We start from the raw sequence: 21,104 nt of genomic DNA, 5'->3' as shown, positions 1-21,104 counted from the left end.
GCGGTTATGCCTGACCCGACACGTATGGAATCACAGGCACACAGGGAGTAATGTGCCGCCTGTCTCGCCTGATTTTTTCCAAGGAAGTGGAATATGCTGCGTCGCCGCATGCTGATCATGTTGGGGGTTGTGCTGTTGATCGTGCTGATTCTGGGGGGCTACAAGGCCTTCTCCATCTATCAGATGATCCAGGCCTTTGCTGCGCCAAAACCACCGGAGAGTGTGGCCGTGGCCACCGCGACCGAACGCCCCTGGCAGGTTCGCCTGCCCACCGTGGGCACCCTCAAGGCGCTGCAGGGGGTCGACCTGAGCCTGGAGATTGCCGGTACTGTCACCGACGTGCAGTTCCAGTCCGGGCAGCAGGTCAAGACCGGGCAGCCGCTCATCCAGCTCGACAGCGCCGTCGAAAGCGCCTTGCTGGAGACCGCCAAGGCCGACCTGGGCCTGGCACAACTGGACTACGGCCGCGGCAGCCAACTGGTGGGCAGCAGCGCCATTTCCAAAGGCGAGTTCGACCGCCTCAGCGCGCAACTGGCCAAGAACAAGGCCACGGTCAATCAACTCAAGGCCTCGCTGGCGAAAAAACACATTGTCGCGCCTTTCAGCGGCACCATCGGCATTCGCCAGGTCGACGTGGGCGACTACCTCGCCAGCGGCACGGTGATCGCCACCCTGCAAGACCTCAGCAGCCTGTATGTGGACTTCTACGTACCGGAACAGGTGCTGCCGAAAATCGCCAAGGGCCAAACGGTCGACGTGGGCGTCTCGGCCTATGCCGGACAGACCTTCCCCGGCACCATCAGCGCCATCAACCCCAAGGTCGAGAACAGCACCCGCAACGTGCTGGTGCGCGCCACCCTGGCCAACCCCGATGGCAAGCTGCTGCCCGGCATGTTCGCCAGCCTGCAGGTCCTGATGCCGGACCCGGAGGCAAAAATCGTGGTCCCGGAAAGTGCAGTCACCTACACCCTGTATGGCAACTCGCTGTACGTCGTCGCGCAGAAGAAAGACGCCGAGGGCAATCTCGAAAAAGACGACAAGGACCAACCAGTGCTGGTCGCCGAGCGGCGGTTCATCGAAACCGGCGAACGCCGGGACGGCCTGGTATTGATCAACAAAGGCGTGAAAGACGGCGAACAGGTCATCAGCGCCGGGCAGATCAAACTCGACAACGGTATGCACATCGTCATCAGCCCGGACAAAAACCTGCCGGCCGAACAGAACAGCCAGCCACGCGCTGACTGATCAAGGAATCCCCATGGCTTTTACCGACCCGTTCATCCGTCGCCCGGTGCTCGCTACCGTGGTCAGCCTGTTGATCGTGCTGCTGGGCTTCCAGGCCTGGAGCAAGCTGCCGCTGCGCCAGTACCCACAGATGGAAAACGCCCTGATCACGGTGACCACCGCGTACCCCGGGGCCAACGCCGAAACCATCCAGGGCTATATCACCCAGCCCTTGCAGCAAAGCCTGGCCAGTGCCGAAGGCATCGACTACATGACCTCGGTCAGCCGCCAGAACTTCTCGGTGATCTCGATCTACGCGCGCGTCGGTTCCAACAGCGACCGGCTGTTCACCGAGTTGCTGGCCAAGGCCAACGAGGTCAAGAACAAGCTGCCCCAGGACGCCGAAGACCCGGTGCTGAGCAAAGAGGCGGCGGACGCCTCGGTGCTGATGTACATCAGCTTCTTCAGCAAGGAGTTGAATAACCCGCAGATCACCGACTACCTGTCGCGCGTGATCCAGCCCAAGCTTGCGACCCTGCCCGGCATGGCCGAAGCCGAAATCCTCGGCAACCAGGTCTTTGCCATGCGCCTGTGGCTGGACCCGGTCAAGCTCGCCGGTTTTGGCCTGAGCGCCAGCGACGTGACGAGCGCGGTGCGCCAGTACAACTTCCTGTCGGCCGCCGGTGAGGTCAAGGGCGAGTACGTGGTCACCAGTGTCAACGCCAACACTGAACTGAAAACCGCCGAAGCCTTCGGCCAGATCCCGCTGAAAGTCGATGGCGACAGCCGGGTGCTGCTCAGCGACGTGGCTCGCGTGGAAATGGGCGCGGAAAACTACGACAGCATCAGCTCCTTTGGCGGCACGCCCTCGGTGTACATCGGGATCAAGCCAACGCCCGGTGCCAACCCGCTGGACGTGATCAAGGAAGTGCGCAAGCTGATGCCGGAGTTGGAGTCCCAGCTGCCGCCCAACCTCAAGGCGGAAATCGCCTACGACGCCACGCTGTTTATCCAGGCGTCGATCGACGAGGTGGTGAAAACCCTGTTCGAAGCCGTGCTGATCGTGATCGTCGTGGTGTTCCTGTTCCTCGGCGCCCTGCGTTCGGTGGTGATCCCGGTGGTGACCATTCCGCTGTCGATGATCGGCGTGATGTTTTTCATGCAACTGATGGGCTACTCGATCAACCTGCTGACCCTGCTGGCCATGGTGCTGGCCATCGGCCTGGTGGTGGATGACGCCATCGTCGTGGTGGAGAACATCCACCGCCATATCGAGGAAGGCAAGACCCCGCTGGACGCAGCGCTCGAGGGCGCGCGGGAAATCGCCATGCCGGTGGTCTCGATGACCATCACCCTGGCCGCCGTGTATGCGCCGATCGGCTTCCTGACGGGGCTGACCGGAGCGCTGTTCAAGGAGTTCGCCCTGACCCTGGCGGGCGCCGTGGTGATCTCCGGGATCGTCGCCCTGACCCTGTCGCCGATGATGTGCGCCCTGCTCCTGCGCCACGACCCCAACCCGTCCGGGCTGGCCCACCGTCTCGACCAGTTGTTCGAACGGCTCAAGCGGCGCTACCAGAGCCTGTTGCACGGCACCCTCAACACCCGGCCGGTGGTGCTGGTGTTCGCGGCGATCGTGCTGTGCCTGATTCCGGTGCTGCTCACGTTCAGCAAGTCGGAGCTGGCGCCGGACGAAGACCAGGGCATCATTTTCATGATTGCCAATGCCCCGCAGCCGACCAACCTTGAGTACCTGAACTCCTACACCGACGAATTCATCACCATTTTCAAAGAGTTCCCCGAGTACTACTCCTCCTTCCAGATCAACGGCTTCAACGGCGTGCAATCGGGCATCGGCGGTTTCCTGCTCAAGCCCTGGAACGAGCGCAGCCGGACCCAGATGGAGATCCTGCCGCAAGTCCAGAGCCAGCTGTCGCGCATCCCGGGGCTGCAGATCTTCGGTTTCAACCTGCCTTCGCTGCCCGGTACGGGTGAAGGCTTGCCCTTCCAGTTCGTGATCAACACCGCCAATGACTATGAGTCGCTGCTGGCAGTGATCGACCGGGTGAAAAAACGCGCAGTGGAGTCCGGCAAGTTTGCCTTCGTCGATATCGACCTGGCCTTCGACAAGCCGGAAGTGGTGGTCGACATCGACCGCGCCAAGGCCGCCCAGATGGGCGTGTCCATGCTCGACCTCGGCACCACCCTGGCGACCTTGCTGGCCGAGGCCGAGATCAATCGGTTCACCATCGAAGGCCGCAGTTACAAGGTGATCGCCCAAGTGGAACGGGCCTATCGCGACAACCCGGACTGGCTGGACAACTACTACGTGAAGAATGCCCAGGGCGAGCTGCTTGCGCTGTCGACCCTGATCACCGTCAAGGACCGGGCCCGTCCGCGGCAACTGAACCAGTTCCAGCAACTGAACTCGGCGATCCTCTCGGGATTCCCGGTGGTCAGCATGGGCGAGGCGATTGAAACCGTGCGCCAGATTGCCCTGGAGGAGGCGCCACCGGGCTACGCCTTCGATTACGCCGGCGCTTCCCGCCAGTACGTGCAGGAAGGCAGTGCGTTATGGGTGACCTTTGCCCTGGCGCTGGCGATCATTTTCCTGGTGCTGGCAGCGCAGTTCGAGAGTTTCCGCGATCCGCTGGTGATCCTGGTGACCGTGCCGCTGTCGATCTGCGGCGCGTTGATCCCGTTGTTCCTGGGCTGGTCGAGCATGAACATCTATACCCAGGTCGGGCTGGTGACCCTGATCGGGTTGATCAGCAAGCACGGGATCCTGATCGTCGAATTTGCCAACCAGCTGCGCAAGGACAAGGGCCTGTCACCTCGTGAAGCGGTCGAGGAAGCGGCCGCCATCCGCCTACGCCCGGTACTGATGACCACCGCGGCCATGGTGTTCGGCATGCTGCCGTTGATCATTGCCACAGGTGCAGGGGCCGTCAGCCGGTTTGATATCGGCATGGTGATTGCCACCGGGATGTCCATCGGCACCCTGTTCACTCTGTTCGTGCTGCCGTGCGTCTACACCCTGCTGGCCAAAACCGACAAGGCATCCGAGCCCGTGTGATCGAAATCCCACAAAAGAAAAGGCCTCGCAATTGCGAGGCCTTTTCTTTGGGCTTCATCGTTTTCAACTTTGCGGTCTCATTCCCTGGGCCATGCCGAACATGAACAACAGCAGATCATTGTCGGGATGGACTGCCGCGGTGGCTTTCGCCACCCGTGGCAATGGGCAATGCGCGTCACCATGCGCCGCGCTGAGGACCTGCGTGCGGGGCTGCTCCCAAGCCGCCACCGCCAATGAAGCAACTGCCAAGGCTCCTATTAGAAACAAACCTCGAGCAATTTCTAGTTTCATCGCTATAAACCCTTGATAGCGCTGCCAAACGCCGTCTTATAAAAGTAGACGAGTTTGTCCCAATCCGCCGCGTTCCACGACGAGTGGCGACGCAGTTGCTTCATGTCGTGGGCCGCTGCCTGGGTGCTCAGCAGACGCTGGCGGCACTTCTCCAGGTCCAGCAGGGCGATCTCGGCCTTGGCCGCTGCGCCCTCTCCCGTTACCCGCACAAAAATATGCTTGATGTACAGGCAGCTGTGCTGCCAACGGCCCTTGTGCATGCGCGCCAGGTTCTGCGCCAGGTCCTGCAGGACCTGCTCATGGAAAGCCTCGCCGTGACGCTCGCGACCGCCACTGGCGTACCAGTCTTCGATCTCGACAAAGCCGTCCAGTGCCTGTGTCACCAGCAGCGCTCGCCACTGATGCACCGGGTCGCGCTGCGCACCACAGAAGACGATTTGCGGTACTCGCACGTTGAGCTTGTGCAGCCCCGTCAGCGCATCCAGCTCGCGCAGCACGGTGGGGCGCCCGAAAGGGTGCAACCAGCTACGGTAGATATGCCCGGTCTGGCGCTTGGCATACAGCAGTTGGCCATTAGGTCCATGGATACGCTGGACGCCACTTTCACCGCCACGCCGGACGTTGGGTTCTTCTACCCATTCGCCACGTTGGCTCCAGAAGTAATCAAAGCGATCTTCAGGCGCGCCCTGCGCATCCGAAACCTGTTGAACTGCCATGCTGTTACCTCTTTCGCAAAATATAAACGCGCCACATGGCGTAGAGCGGAATGAAGTCCAAATGTTCCTGAACGCGGAAACCGGCTTGTTCAAACTCGGCTTCGACCGTAGCCGCCGGTAACACAAAGCGGTTCTGGTAACCCTCCTGCGCACGCTCTTTCTCGGCACGCTTGCGTTTCCAGGCCTTGAAATTGCCATCGACCCACAACGACAGGATCACGCTGTCACGGGTAACCCGCTGGAATTCCCGCAAGATAGCCAGCCGATGCTCGGCCTCGCCGATGTGGTGAAGCAAACGCATGCAGAAAATGCTGTCTACGGAGTTGTCGGGCAATGCGATGTCGAATGCAGACGTCTGCAAAGGACGTACCCGTTCCACCACATTGGCCGGTTGGGCCTGGGTGGCGATCTTGACCATCGAGGCAGAGTTGTCGGCGCCAATGATCACTCGGTTGGATTTTTCCGCCAGCATCGGCCAGAAACGCCCGGCACCGCAGGGCAGGTCCAGGACCAGGCCCGGCTCCCCGACACGCTTGAGTGCGGTGCGCGCCAGCTGCAAATCACGCTTGTGCGACAGTTGGCGGCCGAGACCATCCTTGTGCTTGCGCAGATAGCGCATGGCGTGTTCGTCGTCGTACTTCTCGGAAAATTCGAGCTTGATCGGGTCGTCCATCATCATCTCTCCAGAACTGATGACAGCCACCTTAGGGAGCGGGGTGTGAGTTCCAGGTCATCCAATTGTGAAAAAATCGTTAGAAAAAGCCCTTAAGTATTACAGAATTTTACAACCTGAATTTCAGCACACCCCCACGCCAGAGTAGGAAAAAGCCTACAAGCCCCGTCCTAGCAGGGCTCAAACGCTGATCGGCGACAGTTCGACCTGGAACCGGCAGCCGGTTGGCTCCCGGGTGGTGAGGCTGACGCTCCAGCCCTGGTTTTCACAAATCCGCTGTACCAGCGACAGGCCAAGCCCCAGGCCTTCACCTCGATTTTCCGAGCCACGGACAAAGGGCTCGAACATCGCCTCGCGTTTCTCCTCGGGAATGCCCACGCCACTGTCTTCCACCAGGAACCCGGTGGGCAGCAGGGTCAGACGGATAAAGCCGCTGTCGGTGTAGTGCAACGCATTACGCAACAGGTTACCCATGACGGCGTGCAGCAAGGTCGCGTTGTAGCGCATTGGCAGCGGCTGGCCGGGCTCAAGGATCAATTGCAGGCCCTTGGCTTCAATCGGCTGGCGCCACAGGCCGAGCAGGTCCTCGGTCACCTGCTGCAAGGTCACCTGCGGCGACATGCCAGCGGCTTCATGCTGGGCCCGGGCGAGCATCAGGAAGGTCTGGACCAGCTCGCGCATCTCCTCGCAGGCCCGTGCAATGCGCTCGACCTGAGCGCGGCCGCGCTGGTCGATGGCAGGGTTCTCCAGCAGCAGTTCGCAGGAGCTGGCGAGGACCATCAGCGGTGTGCGCAACTCGTGACTGACGTCGCTGGTAAACAGCCGCTCGCGGTTCAATGCCTGGCGCAGCCGGCCCAGGGTTGCATCGAAGGCCACTGCCAGCTCGCCGACTTCATCGGCGGCATAGTCCGGTGCCAGCGGTGGGGCCAGGCCCAGCAATTGGTCGCGGTGCCGGACCTGACGGGCCAGGCGCACCACCGGCGCCATCACCTTGCGCGCCAGGACCCAGCCGAGGAACACCGCCAGCGCCAGGCTCAATACGAAGCCGACCAGCACCACGGCAAACAGCACTCGCTCGCGCTCTTCGAAATCGCTCTGGTCCTGCAGCAGCACGTAATGCCGGCCGTCGACGATTTCCACCATCGCGTGGTACGACAGTTGCTCGCGAAATACCTCGTGGAAACCCGCACCCAAGTGCCGCAAGTCCTTGGGTAATTCGAAGTCACCCGGACCGCCGCTGAAATAGAACAACTGGTCGGGCTCCGGCCGGTGGCTCCACTCAGACATGTTGTCCATCAACAGCAAACGCTGCAGATCGCCTCCGAGGCCGGCGGAAATCAGTTTTTCTTCGACCAGGTGCACGGTGGCCACGATGCCCATGGCAAATGCCCCCGCCACCAGCGCACTCATCAGCGCAAAGGCGATGATGATCCGCTGGGCAAGGCTCTGTCTAAACTCCATCACGTCCCTCGGCCAAGCGATAACCGACACCATGCACGGTCTGCAGCAACGGCTTGGCAAACGGTTTGTCGATCACCTGGCGCAACTGGTGGACATGACTGCGCAGGCTGTCGCTGTCCGGGCAATCATCGCCCCACAAGGCTTCTTCGAGAATTTCGCGGCGCAGCACATGGGGGCTCTTCTGCATCAGCACCGCCAGCAGCTTGAGGCCGACCGGGTTGAGTTTCAGCAGGCGCCCTTCGCGGGTAACTTCGAGCGTGTCCAGGTCATAATTGAGGTCGCCGACCTGCAAGGCACGCCGCCCCCCGCCCTGGGTGCGGCGCATCACCGCTTCGATGCGCGCGGCCAGTTCGGACAGGGCAAAGGGTTTGATCAGGTAGTCGTCGGCGCCGGACTTGAAGCCCTGCAGCCGGTCATCCAATTGGTCACGGGCGGTGAGCATGATCACCGGCGTATCGCGCCGGGCATCTTCGCGCAGGCGCTTGCACAGGGTGTAGCCGTCGATGCCGGGCAGCATGATGTCGAGCACGATCAGGTCGTAATGCTCGGTGGCCGCCAGGTGCAGACCCGACAAGCCGTCCTGCGCGCAATCCACGGTATAGCCTTTGAGCCCCAGGTAATCCGCCAGGTTGGCAAGGATATCGCGGTTATCTTCAACCAATAGAATTCGCATGGGTATTTGCTCCGTACACAGTAACGGCCGTCTTGGCTCGCGCAGCTTAAGGCCTGGCGGGGCTCAGGGCCAGGGTTGTGTGCCGGGACAGATCCGGGCGAAAACCGCTCACGAATTTTTCACCCGTTATTCACACCAGGCCCACGCTAGCGGGCGCAGACTGGTGCGCTGCTTGCCGCTGGACCTTTCCACACCCTCAGGATCGCCCGATGCCTCTGACCCTTTCGCGCCCCGCCTCCCGCCCCTTGAATGCCTGGCTCTGCCTGGGGATTCCCGCTGTCGTGGCGGTCACTCTGCTGCTGCTTGAGCTGACGTCCCTGGACATGAGCCTGGCCCAACTGTTCTACGACCCCGACGCCGGAGGGTTTATCGGTCGCCACAGCTACTTCCTGGAAAACATCCTGCATGACCGGGCCAAGCAAGTGGTCATCGTTTTCTCGGTGCTGGCGTTGATCGGGTTTGTCTTTTCGTTCTTGATCGCACGGCTCAAGCCGTTCCAGCGCGAACTGGGCTGCCTGGTGCTGTCGCTGGGGCTGGCCACGGCCTTTGTCACGCCGGTCAAGGCCGTGACCGCAGTGCAGTGCCCCTGGAGCCTGAAGGAGTTCGGTGGCAAGGAGACCTACAGCGAACTGCTCAGCCCGCGTCCGGCCACCAACAAGCCGGGACGTTGCTGGCCCGGCGGTCATGCAGCCACCGGCTTTGCCTTGTTCGCGCTGTTTTTCGTGTTGCGCGACCGCCGCCCGAAACTGGCCCGCGCCGCGTTCCTCTTTGCGTTTGGCCTGGGCACGGTGTTTTCCGTTAGCCGCATGATGCAGGGCGCCCACTTTTTTTCCCACAACGTGTGGACGGCAGTGTTCTGCTGGCTGATTTGCCTGGGCGCGTATTACTACGTGCTGTATCGCCCGGCGAGCAAGGCCGAGCCGGTTGCCAAGGCACAAACCGTCAACGCCTGATTCGAGGGGCAATAAAAAACCCCGCCTGCTTGCGCAGGCGGGGTTTTTTACAGGTGTAGCTTGTACGGGGTGAGGCTGGCTTACATCATGCCGCCCATGCCGCCCATACCGCCCATGTCTGGCATGCCGCCGCCAGCTGGTGCGTCTTCCTTGATCTCAGCGATCATGGCTTCGGTGGTGATCATCAGGCTGGCAATCGACGAAGCCGCTTGCAGAGCCGAACGAGTCACTTTGGCCGGGTCCAGGATACCCATTTCGATCATGTCGCCGTATTCGCCGGTCGCTGCGTTGTAACCGAAGTTACCCGCGCCTTGCTTGACCTTGTCGACTACCACGCTTGGCTCGTCGCCGGAGTTGGCAACGATCTGACGCAGCGGAGCTTCAACAGCGCGACGCAGCAGAGCGATACCAACGTCCTGATCGGCGTTGTCGCCTTTCAGTTCGCTGATGGCTTGCAGGGCACGAACCAGTGCCACGCCACCGCCAGGTACCACGCCTTCTTCAACGGCTGCACGGGTAGCGTGCAGGGCGTCTTCAACGCGGGCTTTCTTCTCTTTCATTTCAACTTCGGAGCCAGCGCCAACCTTGATCACTGCAACGCCGCCGGACAGCTTGGCCAGGCGCTCTTGCAGTTTTTCACGGTCGTAGTCGGACGAAGTGTCAGCCACTTGCTGACGGATCTGCAGAACGCGAGCCTGGATGTCAGCCTCAACGCCAGCGCCGTCGATCACGGTGGTGTTTTCTTTGGACAGGATCACGCGCTTGGCATTACCCAGGTGTTCCAGGGTAGTGCTTTCCAGGCTCAGACCGATCTCTTCGGAGATTACGGTACCGCCGGTCAGGACGGCGATGTCCTGCAGCATGGCCTTGCGACGGTCGCCGAAGCCTGGAGCCTTGACGGCTGCGACTTTAACGATGCCACGCATGTTGTTCACAACCAGAGTCGCCAGGGCTTCGCCTTCAACGTCTTCGGCCACGATCAGCAGAGGACGGCCGGCTTTGGCAACGGCTTCCAGTACTGGCAGCATTTCGCGGATGTTGGAGATCTTTTTGTCGACCAGCAGGATCAGCGGACCGTCCAGCTCGGCAGTCATGGTCTCTGGCTTGTTGACGAAGTACGGGGACAGGTAGCCACGGTCGAACTGCATGCCTTCAACAACCGACAGTTCGTTTTCCAGGCCCGAGCCTTCTTCAACGGTGATCACGCCTTCTTTACCGACTTTTTCCATGGCTTCGGCAATGATGTCGCCGATGGAGCTGTCGGAGTTGGCCGAGATGGTGCCGACCTGAGCGATGGCCTTGGTGTCAGCGCAAGGCTTGGACAGGGACTTCAGCTCTTTGACGATCGCGATGGTCGCTTTGTCGATACCGCGCTTCAGGTCCATCGGGTTCATGCCGGCAGCGACGGCTTTCAGGCCTTCGTTGACGATCGATTGAGCCAGAACGGTAGCGGTGGTGGTGCCGTCGCCTGCGTCATCGTTGGCACGGGAGGCAACGTCTTTGACCAGTTGCGCGCCCATGTTTTCGAAGCGATCTTTCAGCTCGATTTCTTTGGCAACGGAAACGCCGTCCTTGGTGATGGTCGGAGCGCCGAAGCTCTTCTCGATGATCACGTTACGGCCTTTAGGGCCCAGGGTCGCTTTTACTGCGTCAGCCAGGACGTTAACACCGGCGAGCATTTTCTTACGGGCGGAATCGCCGAATTTAACTTCTTTAGCAGCCATGATCGATATTCCTTAAATACTTGAGTAGTCGCGGGAAAATGAACGAGGGGTCTTAGCCTTCGATAACAGCGAGAATCTCGTTCTCAGCCATTACCAGCAGGTCTTCGCCGTCGACTTTCACGGTGTTGCTGCCCGAGTACGGGCCGAACACAACCTTGTCACCCACTTTCACGGCCAGCGCACGCACTTCACCGTTGTCCAGCACGCGGCCGGTACCCACAGCGAGGATCTCGCCACTGTTGGCTTTTTCAGCAGCCGAACCTGGCAGAACGATACCGCCGGCGGTTTTCTTTTCTTCTTCGCTGCGACGGATGACGACGCGGTCATGCAGAGGACGAAGCTTCATTGTCGATCTCTCCTAATTGTAGTTTCAGCGGCCGGTGTAGTCCCGGCGGGGTTAATTTCCGGCGGTGCCGGTTGCGGCTCGTCGAGCGAGTCGCGGAAGTCTGTCTGGTGGTCACCACCAGAAACCTTGCGGTGACCGTTACATAAGGGCGCATAAGCTTATTACAAGGGCAGCACAGCGAAATTTTTTACGTCAGTGCCCGCCAAAACGCACACGGCACCCGCAGGTGCCGTGTCGATGTTGCAGTTATTTGGAGTCGCGGTGTTCGAACTCGCCTTCGATCACGTTCGGCTCGCGGCCCAAGGGCTCACGCGGAACCGGACCGCCACGCGGTTGCAGGTCGTCGGCGAAGGCACGTTGGCGAATCGCCTGTTCTTCGGCGCGCTGGCGCATTTTATTGGCCAGCAGGCGACGGGTCAGCGGCAGCATCATGATCAGGCCCAGCACGCTGCTGACAAAACCCGGCACGATCAACAGACCGCCACCCAGGGCCAGCATCAAGCCTTCGATCATGGTCTGCGCGGGCAACTCACCACGGTTCAGGCTTTCACGGGCCCGCAATGCGGTCGCCAGGCCGGCGATACGCAGCACGAACACGCCGAGCATCGAGCCGAGAATGATCAGCAGCAGTGCCGGGAAAAACCCGATAGCGGCGCTGACTTTGACGAATACGAACAGCTCCAGCACCGGAAACAGCAGAAAGAGCAACAAGAAAGGGCGCATCAAATGGTTCCTCAACGCAAGAATGCCTTGCAAGTAAGCCTTAGATGACGTCGCCGTTTCGTGATTTCAAGCCTCGCTTGCGGTATTTGTTGGCCAGTGCTCGGCGTGAGCCAGTAAAACCAAGGCTTCCCGCACTTGTGTCGGCGTATTGCAGACTTGCGGGAACGGCAACCAGTACAGCGCCTGGCCAATGCGCAGGTGCATGCCTTCGGTATCGATGCCCGCCAGTTCTGCCGGTGCGGTCTTCGGCAAGCCGGCCAGGTCCACGTAATGGGCGATGGCCTTGGCGTGATCGGCGTTCATGTGCTCGACCATGCTCACCTCGGCCTTGCCGGCGAATGGGTTGGCCAGGGTCAACTGGTCGACCCAGTGAATCGCGCCAAAACCGCCGATGTAGCGATGGCGCACCGGGTTGAGCACCCAGAAGTCGAAGTCATGGGCCTGGTGGTAATTGGCCGAGTCCGGGAAGTAACGATAGTAGCGCCCCGCTGCGGCTTCGATCGCTGCCGGGTCCTCGAGCTTTTGCGCTTCGGCCAGGTAGGTCAAGCGACCGACGGCCTGGACATCCTCGGCCTCACGCTCGCCCACCAGCAGCGAGCACTTTGGGTCTTTTTGCAGGTTGTGGGTGTGCTGGGCGATCCGGCTGATCAGGATCAGCGGCCGGCCCTGCTCGTCCAGGCAGTAAGGAACCACTGAGCCGAACGGGAAACCGGGCATCGCCTTGGAAAGGGTCGAGAGCACTCCACGGTATTCCTTGAGCAGCAATTCTCGGGCATGCTTTGCAGCTTCAACGCTCAATTTATGACTCCTTATATAGAATCCGTCGAAAAAACGGACAGGCTCCTGGAGAAAGTTCCAGCGATGCCATCGGGGGGCAATTCTCATGTGCAGCCTAGCCACGCAAGGCGCAGATCGGGAGGCCCTCTGCGAGGAAACCACTTCGACCTGCAATTGGGGCATGCGAATGCAACTCACTGACAAAGTAATCATTATCACTGGCGGTTGCCAGGGTTTGGGCCGCTCCATGGCCGAGTATTTCGCCAGCAAGGGCGCGAAGCTCGCACTGGTCGACCTCAATCAGGAAAAACTCGACGCCGCCGTCGCGGCCTGCAAGGCCAAGGGTGTCGAAGCCCGTGCCTACCTGTGCAACGTCGCCAATGAAGAGCAGGTGTGCCACATGGTGAGCCAGGTGGCCGAAGATTTCGGCGCGATCCACGGTTTGATCAACAACGCCGGGATCCTGCGTGACGGCCTGTTGCTCAAGATCAAGGATGGTGAGATGAGCAAAATGAGCCTGGCCCAGTGGCAGGCCGTGATCGACGTCAACCTGACGGGCGTGTTCCTGTGCACCCGCGAGGTGGCGGCGAAGATGATCGAGCTCAAGTCATCCGGCGCAATCATCAACATTTCGTCGATTTCCCGCGCCGGCAACGTTGGCCAGACCAACTACTCCGCCGCCAAGGCCGGTGTCGCGGCGGCGACCGTGACCTGGGCCAAGGAACTGGCGCGCTATGGCATCCGAGTGGCCGGCATTGCGCCGGGCTTCATCGAAACCGAAATGACCCTGGGCATGAAACCCGAAGCGCTGGAGAAAATGACCAGCGGCATTCCGCTCAAGCGCATGGGCAAGCCGGAGGAGATCGCCCATTCGGCGGCCTACATCTTCGAGAACGACTATTACACCGGGCGGATTCTGGAGATGGATGGCGGGTTGCGCATTTAAGCCCGACATTAACAATTGTGGGAGCGAGCCGGGCGGCGCTCCGCTTGCTCGCGATAGCGGTGGTTCAGTCAACGTATCTGTTGATATGTTATTCCGTCATCGCGAGCAAGCACGCTCCTACAGGGGCAGTGTCAGCTATTGGAAATCAATCGTCGCTGATGGTGATGTTCGGCATCGCCGGGGACGCGGCTTCCTGCAAGACGATCCGCGCACCGACATGGCGCGCCAGTTCCTGGTAAACCAGGGCGATCGGGCTGTCCGGCTCGGCGATGACCGTTGGCTTGCCACCGTCAGCCTGTTCGCGGATGGCCATCGCCAGCGGCAACGAGGCCAGCAGCTCGACGCCATATTGGTTGGCCAGCTTCACGCCGCCCCCCTCACCGAACAGATGCTCGGCATGGCCGCAGTTGGAGCAGATGTGCACGGCCATGTTTTCCACCACGCCCAGCACCGGAATGTTGACCTTGCGGAACATTTCCACGCCCTTGCGCGCGTCCAGCAATGCCAGGTCTTGCGGGGTGGTAACGATGACCGCGCCGGCCACCGGGACTTTCTGCGCCAGGGTCAGCTGAATGTCGCCGGTGCCTGGCGGCATGTCGATCACCAGGTAGTCCAGGTCGCCCCAGGCCGTCTGGGTGACCAACTGCAACAGGGCACCGGAGACCATCGGCCCGCGCCAGACCATCGGTGTGTTGTCATCGGTGAGGAATGCCATGGACATCACCTCGACCCCATGGGACTCGATCGGTACGAACCATTTCTGGTCCTTGACCTTGGGTCGGGTGCCCTCGGCGATGCCGAACATGATGCCTTGGCTCGGGCCGTAGATATCGGCATCGAGAATCCCGACCCGGGCGCCTTCACGGGCCAGGGCCAGCGCCAGGTTCGCGGCCGTGGTGGACTTGCCCACCCCGCCCTTGCCGGAGGCCACTGCCACCACGTTCTTGACGTTGGCCAGGCCCGGGATCTGCGCCTGGGCCTTGTGCGCGACAATGCGCGTGGTGATCTCGACCTTGGCCGACGCGACGCCGTCCAGGCCTTCGATCGCCATCTGCAGCATCTGCGCCCAGCCGTTCTTGAACAGGCCGGCGGCGTAACCCTGTTCCAGCTGGACGCTGACGCGATCACCCTGGATATCGATGCCGCGCAGGCAACCGGCGCTGATCGGATCCTGGTTCAGGTAAGGGTCGGTGTACTGGCGAAGGACGGCTTCCACCGCTGCGCGATTGACGGCGCTCATGGGCAACTCCGATAACAAGTCTGGAAAAACAGGCGACTATCCTACCTGTTCTGATCTTTTCGCGGCCCCCCTTATTCAATCATCGGAGGAAACAACCACACGGGGTGAAAATTCTGCGCCAGCGCTTTATAGTGGCCGACCTCCGTTTCATCAAGTAGCCGAGCCCCATGTCCGAGCCACGCAAGATCCTCGTCACCAGCGCCCTGCCCTATGCCAATGGTTCAATCCACCTTGGCCATATGCTTGAGTACATCCAGACCGATATGTGGGTGCGCTTCCAGAAGCATCGCGGCCATCAATGCACTTACGTCTGCGCGGACGACGCCCACGGTTCGGCCATCATGCTGCGGGCAGAAAAAGAGGGGATCACCCCGGAACAACTGATCGCCAACGTCCAGGCCGAACACAGCGCCGACTTTGCCGACTTCCTGGTGGACTTCGACAATTTCCACTCCACTCACGCCGAAGAAAACCGTGAGCTGTCGAGCCAGATCTACCTCAAGCTGCGTGACGCCGGGCACATTGCCACACGTTCGATCACTCAGTATTTCGACCCGGAAAAACAAATGTTCCTGGCCGACCGCTTCATCAAGGGCACCTGCCCGAAATGCGGCACCGAAGACCAGTACGGCGACAACTGCGAAAAATGCGGCGCCACCTATGCGCCCACCGACCTGAAGGATCCGAAGTCGGCAATCTCTGGCGCCACCCCGGTGCTCAAGGATTCCCAGCACTTCTTCTTCAAGCTGCCGGACTTCCAGCAGATGCTCCAGACCTGGACCCGCAGCGGCACCCTGCAGGACGCCGTAGCGAACAAGATCGCCGAATGGCTGGATGTCGGCCTGCAACAGTGGGACATCTCCCGCGACGCACCGTACTTCGGCTTCGAGATCCCGGACGAGCCAGGCAAGTACTTCTACGTCTGGCTGGATGCCCCCATCGGCTACATGGCGAGCTTCAAGAACCTGTGTGCCCGTCGTCCCGAGCTGGACTTCGACGCGTACTGGGCCAAGGACTCCAGCGCCGAGCTGTACCATTTCATCGGCAAGGACATCGTCAACTTCCACGCCCTGTTCTGGCCAGCCATGCTCGAGGGCGCGGGCTACCGCAAGCCGACCGGGATCAACGTGCACGGCTACCTGACCGTCAACGGCCAGAAAATGTCGAAATCGCGCGGCACCTTCATCAAGGCCCGCACCTACCTGGACCACCTGTCGCCGGAGTACCTGCGTTACTACTACGCGTCCAAGCTGGGCCGTGGCGTCGACGACCTGGACCTGAACCTGGAAGACTTCGTGCAGAAGGTCAACTCGGACCTGGTCGGCAAAGTCGTCAACATTGCCAGCCGCTGCGCCGGTTTCATCCACAAAGGCAATGCCGGCGTGCTGGTCGACACCAACGCCGCGCCGGAGCTGACCGAGGCCTTCCTGGCCGCTGCGCCCAGCATCGCCGACGCTTATGAAGCCCGCGACTTCGCCCGCGCCATGCGCGAAATCATGGGCCTGGCCGACCGTGCCAACGCCTGGATCGCCGACAAGGCGCCGTGGTCGCTGAACAAACAGGAAGGCAAGCAGGAAGAAGTCCAGGCGATCTGCGCCACCGGCGTCAACCTGTTCCGCCAACTGGTGATCTTCCTCAAGCCGGTGCTGCCGCTGCTGGCCGCCGACGCCGAGGCGTTCCTCAACGTCGCACCGCTGACCTGGAACGACCACGCGACCTTGCTCGCCAACCATCAGTTGAACGAGTTCAAGCCACTGATGACCCGGATCGACCCGGTCAAGGTCCAGGCCATGACCGACGCTTCGAAAGAAGACCTCGCGGCCAGCCAGACCGACACCGGCAGCGCGGCGCCACAAGGCAACGGTGAGCTGGCCAAGGACCCACTGTCGGCCGAGATCGAGTTCGACGCCTTTGCCGCCGTCGACCTGCGCGTCGCCCTGATCCTCAAGGCCGAAGCCGTGGAAGGCGCGGACAAGCTGCTGCGCCTGACCCTGGACATCGGTGATGAGCAACGCAACGTGTTCTCGGGCATCAAGAGTGCCTACCCGGACCCGGCCAAGCTTGAAGGTCGCCTGACCATGATGATCGCCAACCTCAAGCCACGTAAAATGCGCTTCGGTATCTCCGAAGGCATGGTCATGGCGGCCGGTCCTGGCGGCGCAGAGATCTACCTGTTGAGCCCGGACAGCGGCGCCAAGCCGGGTCAGCGCATCAAGTAATCCGCCTGGCTGGACCGATCCCACCGTCACGCAACGCCGCGACGGTGGGATTTTCATATCTGCCCCGCCGGATACTGCCTAATCTTCATGTACAGGCCTTTCCCTCGACCCGGCACGCCATGACCGACCTTCTGCTTACACTCATCAGCACTGCCCTGATCAACAACTTCGTGTTGCAGTGGCCGCTGGGCGTCGATCCCTTGCTGCAAGCCGCTCGCGACCCGCGGGCAGAACGGCGCCAGGTCCACGCCCTGGGCATCAGTACCACCTGCCTGATGCTGCTCAACGGTGTCCTGGGTTATGCCGCCTACCATTGGCTGCTGGTGCCGCTGGGGCTGACGGCCCTGTACCTGTTGCTGTTGTTACCCTTGAGCGTGCTGCCTATTTCAATGCTGCTGCGGGGGCTGACACGGGCCCTGCCGCAATTACCGTTCTCCGGGCTCTGGCCGTTGCTGCTCGGCAATGCCGGCGTGCTGGGCCTGAGCCTGATGGGCATGCACAGCGACCAGGGCCTGGCCTGGCACCTGGCCCTGAGCCTGGGCGCCGGATTGGGCTTCTGGCTGGTCCTCGGCCTGTTCAGCGACTTGCGCCAGCGCACCCTCAACAACGATGTGCCGATGGCCTTTCGTGGCTTGCCGATCGATCTGATCAGCGCCGGATTGATCGCCGTGGCATTTCTCGGATTCAGTGGACTGATCAAAACATGAGTCTGATTCAACGCATCGACGCCCTCCTGCCCCAGACCCAATGCGGCAAGTGTGGTCACCCCGGGTGCAAGCCCTATGCCCAAGGCATTGCCAGCGGCGAGGCGATCAACAAGTGCCCGCCGGGCGGTGACGAAACCATCGCCGCACTCGCCGAGCTGCTGAAGCTGCCGGTCGTGCAACTGGACGTCAGCCGGGGCTCGGCGCCGCCACAGGTTGCCTATATCCGGGAAGCCGAATGCATCGGCTGCACCAAGTGCATCCAGGCCTGTCCGATCGACGCGATTGTTGGCGCGGCCAAGCTGATGCACACGGTGATCATCGACGAATGCACCGGCTGTGACTTGTGCGTAGCCCCCTGCCCGGTCGACTGCATTGAAATGCGTCCCCTGCCCTCGGCCCAGGTACTGCCGATCGTTGGCGGCCTGGCGTTCACGCCTGAGCAATTTCAAGCGCGCAGCATCAAACGCGAGCATGCCCGCCAACGCTTCGAACAACGCAATGCCCGGCTGGAGCGCGAAGAACAGCAACGGCTGGCCGAGCGCGCGGCACGGGCCGCCAAAGCCGCACAACCGGCCATCACGGGTGCCAACCCGGTGCAGGACGCCATCGCCCGCGTGCAGGCGCAAAAAGCCGCAGCGGCCGATGCGGCCCTGAAAAAAGCCAAGATCGATGTGGCGATGAGCCGCGCGCAACTGCACAAATCCCTGAAAGCCTTCGGCCATCCGCCGACCAGCGAACAGCAAGCTCAACTGGTCGTGCTGCAACAGCAGTTCGAAGCGGCCGAACAAGCCCTGGCACAGCTTGAAAGCAGCGCCCCGGCCAATCCCCCGCAACCGGCTCCCCCCGCCAATGACGCTGAGCTCAAGCGGGCGAAAATCCAGCTGGCGATGCGCCGCGCCGAACTGAAAAAAGCCCAGGCCAGTGCTGCGCCTGCCGAGCAACTGGCGGCCCTGGGCGCAGCGCTGGAACTGGCTGAGCAAGCCTTGCACGCCGCCGAGGACGCCAGCGACAAACCGCCACCGCAATTGCTGCGCCGGGAAAAACGCCCGATCGACAGTCAGCTGCGACAACTCAAGACTGAACTGGCCTATGCCCGCGCCGAAGTGAGCAAGCTGCAGCGACAGGCGCAGGCACCGGCAGAACTCTTGAGCCAGGCGCGCACCAGGCTCAAGGAGGCCGAGCGCCAGGTGAGCGACTATGTCGCCCCTTGAACCCGTTGACGATCGCCTGCAACAGGCGATGCAGCGCGTGCTGCTGGCCACCGTGCCGGGCATCCTGCTGTTGCTGTGGTTTAGCGGTTGGGGCGTGTTGTTCAATCTGCTCTTGGCGTGTACCAGCGCGCTGGCAGCAGAAGCCGCGGTGCTGCGGCTGCGCGGCTACCCGCTCAAGCCGGCCCTGAGTGACGGCAGTGCTCTGGTCAGCGCCACCCTGCTGGCACTGGCACTGCCCGCCTACTGCCCCTGGTGGTTGACGGTGAGCGCGGCAGCCGGGGCAATGCTGTTCGGCAAACACCTGTACGGCGGCGTGGGCAAAAACCCGTTCAACCCGGCCATGCTCGGCTTCGCCCTGGTGCTGGTGTGCTTCCCGCAACAGATGACCCACTGGCCCAGCCACGGACTGAGCCTGCAGGGCGGCCTGCAGCAGATTTTCGGCTTCGGCGCATCCGCACAACCGGACGCCTGGGCCCAGGCCACGGCCCTGGACAGCCTGCGAATCAATAAAAGCCTGACCATCGACGAACTGTTCGCCGCCAACCCAGCGTTTGGGCAGTTGGGTGGCAAGGGGATTGAGTGGGTGAGCCTGGCATTTCTCGCCGGCGGCGCCTTTCTGTTGCAGCAGCGGGTATTCAGCTGGCACGCACCGGTGGGGATGCTCGGCAGCCTGTTCGTCATCAGCCTGTTGTGCTGGAACGGCTCGGGGTCCGACTCCCACGGTTCGCCGCTGTTTCACCTGCTGAGCGGTGCCACCATGCTCGGCGCCTTTTTTATCGTCACCGAACCGGTGTCCGGGGCCAAGAGTCCCAAGGCGCGCCTGCTGTTCGGGGTCGGCGTGGGCCTGTTGACGTACCTGATCCGAACCTGGGGCGGGTACCCCGACGGCGTGGCGTTTGCAGTGCTGCTGATGAACCTCTGCGTGCCAGCCCTTGAGCGCCTCTGTGCAGCGCAACCGGAGCCGGCATCATGAACCGCAGCCTCAGCGTCCTGAGCCTGGTGATCATCGCCATCTTCTGTGCGGGCGCCATCTACCTGGTGCAACAGGGCCTGGCGCCGCGCATTGACGCCGAACAGCGGCTGATCGAGAGCCGCAACCTGTTGGACATGCTACCGGCGGACAGCTACGACAATCAGCCGCTGGACCAGCCACTGGCGCTCAAGGGCGTGGTCCTGGCCAACAGCACACTGCTGGGTGGCTACCGGGCGAACCTCGGCGCCAAGCCCACAGCGATCATTTTGCTCAGTCGGGTCACAGGCTATGAAGGCGCCATCGACCTGCTGATGGTGATCGATAGCCAGGGCAAACTGCTGGGAATCAAAACCCTCAAGCAAGGGGAAACCCCGGGGCTGGGAGCCAGGATCGCCGCCCACCCCAACCCTTGGCTGGCGGGTTTCATCGGCAAGTCGCGGGGAGATCCGGGCGACAGCGGCTGGGCCCTGAAAAAGGACCAGGGCGAGTTCGACCAGTTGGCCGGCGCGACCATCACCTCACGAGCGGTGATCAGTGCGACCCACGATGCCCTGCGCTACTTCGATGAACACCAGCCACAACTGATGGGCCGCGAGCAATGAACAAGACCTCGACCCTGCAGAATGCCTTGATGCTGGCGCCACTGATCGGTGCCAGCGACACGTTGCTGACGGCCTTGAGCCTGGCGCTGATGTGCCTGCTGGTGATCGCTGTGTATGGGTTGAAAATGCGTCTGTTGCGAGCCTGGCTCAGCGCGCCCTTGCATCTGCCTGCCGCAATGTTGATAGCCGCCACCCTGACCAGCCTGGTGGCGCTGGCGACTCAGGCCTGGGCGTTTGAGCTGTATCAGCACCTGGGCCTCTACATCGGGTTGATCGCCCTGCAATGCGTGGTACTGGAGTGCAATGGTTTTTTCACCGAGCCCCGCCTGCTCGAGCGATTGCGTTTGTGCGCCCTGTTCGTCAGCCTGATGATTGCCCTGGGCTTGCTACGCGAAGTGCTGGGGCACGGCTCGATCAGTTGGCATTTGCCATGGCTGGCTGCCGACGGCAGCGTACGACTGGCCATCCTCGCCCCCGGCGGGTTTATCCTGTTGGGACTGTTGCTGGCAGCCAGGCAAGCCTGGCTCGGCCGCTCTCCGACACCCTGAACGCCTGCAAGGAACTGCTCTGCC

The 21,104-nt window shown here is 61.7% G+C and carries 19 protein-coding genes and 1 pseudogene; 10 read left to right on the top strand and 10 right to left on the bottom strand.

Annotated features, from left to right (window positions below):
* Nucleotides 1-93: 93 nt before the first annotated feature.
* Together Q1W70_RS16070 and Q1W70_RS16065 are read left to right on the top strand one after the other, a co-directional pair.
* The gene (locus tag Q1W70_RS16070; protein WP_302097574.1) at nt 94-1,245 is read left to right on the top strand and encodes an efflux RND transporter periplasmic adaptor subunit; all 1,152 of its coding nucleotides are present in this window, start codon (nt 94-96) and stop codon (nt 1,243-1,245) included.
* 13 nt (nt 1,246-1,258) lie between these two features.
* The gene (locus Q1W70_RS16065) at nt 1,259-4,297 is read left to right on the top strand and encodes a multidrug efflux RND transporter permease subunit (protein ID WP_302097573.1); all 3,039 of its coding nucleotides are present in this window, start codon (nt 1,259-1,261) and stop codon (nt 4,295-4,297) included.
* A gap of 63 nt (nt 4,298-4,360) precedes the next feature.
* Here the strand turns inward: Q1W70_RS16065 and Q1W70_RS16060 are convergent, their stop codons facing one another.
* The 5 genes from Q1W70_RS16060 to colR form a co-directional block, all read right to left on the bottom strand.
* Entirely contained in the window at nt 4,361-4,588 is a 228-nt protein-coding gene (locus tag Q1W70_RS16060; protein ID WP_095165880.1) for a hypothetical protein, read from the bottom strand.
* A 2-nt stretch (nt 4,589-4,590) separates the two neighbouring features.
* Nucleotides 4,591-5,304, bottom strand: a complete 714-nt coding sequence (locus Q1W70_RS16055; RefSeq protein WP_182342077.1) for a lipopolysaccharide kinase InaA family protein — start codon at nt 5,302-5,304, stop codon at nt 4,591-4,593.
* A gap of 4 nt (nt 5,305-5,308) precedes the next feature.
* Nucleotides 5,309-5,977, bottom strand: coding sequence for a class I SAM-dependent methyltransferase (locus Q1W70_RS16050; RefSeq protein ID WP_302097572.1), 669 nt, complete (start codon nt 5,975-5,977; stop codon nt 5,309-5,311).
* 180 nt (nt 5,978-6,157) lie between these two features.
* Entirely contained in the window at nt 6,158-7,438 is a 1,281-nt protein-coding gene (locus Q1W70_RS16045) for a sensor histidine kinase (protein ID WP_302097571.1), read from the bottom strand.
* Nucleotides 7,428-8,111 carry a two-component system response regulator ColR gene (gene colR, locus Q1W70_RS16040; RefSeq protein WP_302097570.1) on the bottom strand — a complete coding sequence of 228 codons (684 nt, stop codon included), beginning with the start codon at nt 8,109-8,111 and terminating at the stop codon, nt 7,428-7,430. Before colR ends, Q1W70_RS16045 begins: the two co-directional genes overlap by 11 nt.
* 209 nt (nt 8,112-8,320) lie before the next feature.
* Between colR and Q1W70_RS16035 the strand changes: the two genes are divergently transcribed.
* Complete coding sequence (locus Q1W70_RS16035; protein WP_302097569.1) at nt 8,321-9,064, top strand: phosphatase PAP2 family protein; 744 nt, start codon at nt 8,321-8,323, stop codon at nt 9,062-9,064.
* Nucleotides 9,065-9,144: 80 nt separating this feature from the next.
* Here Q1W70_RS16035 and groL read toward each other — a convergent pair whose 3' ends face one another.
* From groL to Q1W70_RS16015, 4 genes are all read right to left on the bottom strand, one after another.
* Nucleotides 9,145-10,788 carry a chaperonin GroEL gene (gene groL / locus Q1W70_RS16030; protein WP_166592982.1) on the bottom strand — a complete coding sequence of 548 codons (1,644 nt, stop codon included), beginning with the start codon at nt 10,786-10,788 and terminating at the stop codon, nt 9,145-9,147.
* Nucleotides 10,789-10,840: 52 nt separating this feature from the next.
* Nucleotides 10,841-11,134, bottom strand: coding sequence for a co-chaperone GroES (locus Q1W70_RS16025; protein WP_019827816.1), 294 nt, complete (start codon nt 11,132-11,134; stop codon nt 10,841-10,843).
* A gap of 246 nt (nt 11,135-11,380) precedes the next feature.
* On the bottom strand, nt 11,381-11,857 hold the full coding sequence (locus Q1W70_RS16020) for an FxsA family protein (protein ID WP_095165889.1): 477 nt from the start codon (nt 11,855-11,857) through the stop codon (nt 11,381-11,383).
* 66 nt (nt 11,858-11,923) lie between these two features.
* Nucleotides 11,924-12,655: a HugZ family pyridoxamine 5'-phosphate oxidase gene (locus Q1W70_RS16015; protein ID WP_166592981.1), complete on the bottom strand. Its 732-nt coding sequence runs from the start codon at nt 12,653-12,655 to the stop codon at nt 11,924-11,926.
* Between the two features lie 166 nt (nt 12,656-12,821).
* Here Q1W70_RS16015 and Q1W70_RS16010 point away from each other — a divergent pair, with 166 nt between their 5' ends.
* Complete coding sequence (locus Q1W70_RS16010) at nt 12,822-13,580, top strand: SDR family oxidoreductase (RefSeq protein ID WP_166592980.1); 759 nt, start codon at nt 12,822-12,824, stop codon at nt 13,578-13,580.
* Nucleotides 13,581-13,725: 145 nt separating this feature from the next.
* Here the strand turns inward: Q1W70_RS16010 and apbC are convergent, their stop codons facing one another.
* Nucleotides 13,726-14,820: an iron-sulfur cluster carrier protein ApbC gene (gene apbC, locus Q1W70_RS16005; protein ID WP_302097566.1), complete on the bottom strand. Its 1,095-nt coding sequence runs from the start codon at nt 14,818-14,820 to the stop codon at nt 13,726-13,728.
* Between the two features lie 167 nt (nt 14,821-14,987).
* Between apbC and metG the strand changes: the two genes are divergently transcribed.
* The 6 genes and pseudogenes from metG to Q1W70_RS15975 all read left to right on the top strand — a co-directional run bounded on the left by metG (nt 14,988) and on the right by Q1W70_RS15975 (nt 21,080).
* The gene (gene metG, locus Q1W70_RS16000; protein WP_166592978.1) at nt 14,988-17,039 is read left to right on the top strand and encodes a methionine--tRNA ligase; all 2,052 of its coding nucleotides are present in this window, start codon (nt 14,988-14,990) and stop codon (nt 17,037-17,039) included.
* A 119-nt stretch (nt 17,040-17,158) separates the two neighbouring features.
* Nucleotides 17,159-17,746: an Rnf-Nqr domain containing protein gene (locus tag Q1W70_RS15995; RefSeq protein ID WP_166592977.1), complete on the top strand. Its 588-nt coding sequence runs from the start codon at nt 17,159-17,161 to the stop codon at nt 17,744-17,746.
* Between the two features lie 17 nt (nt 17,747-17,763).
* A pseudogene (gene rsxB / locus Q1W70_RS27300) lies at nt 17,764-18,138 on the top strand (electron transport complex subunit RsxB); the annotation flags it as partial.
* Between the two features lie 805 nt (nt 18,139-18,943).
* Nucleotides 18,944-19,930: an RnfABCDGE type electron transport complex subunit D gene (locus Q1W70_RS15985; protein ID WP_265536737.1), complete on the top strand. Its 987-nt coding sequence runs from the start codon at nt 18,944-18,946 to the stop codon at nt 19,928-19,930.
* Nucleotides 19,927-20,532, top strand: a complete 606-nt coding sequence (locus Q1W70_RS15980; protein ID WP_166592974.1) for an RnfABCDGE type electron transport complex subunit G — start codon at nt 19,927-19,929, stop codon at nt 20,530-20,532. The genes Q1W70_RS15985 and Q1W70_RS15980 overlap by 4 nt, the downstream gene beginning before the upstream one ends.
* A complete protein-coding gene (locus tag Q1W70_RS15975; RefSeq protein WP_166592973.1) occupies nt 20,529-21,080 on the top strand; it encodes an Rnf-Nqr domain containing protein in 552 nt (183 codons plus the stop codon). The genes Q1W70_RS15980 and Q1W70_RS15975 overlap by 4 nt, the downstream gene beginning before the upstream one ends.
* Nucleotides 21,081-21,104 lie beyond the last annotated feature (24 nt).

The organism is Pseudomonas kielensis (assembly GCF_030505375.1).
Lineage (GTDB): Bacteria > Pseudomonadota > Gammaproteobacteria > Pseudomonadales > Pseudomonadaceae > Aquipseudomonas > Aquipseudomonas kielensis.
This window is presented reverse-complemented; position numbering and strand designations above follow the sequence as displayed.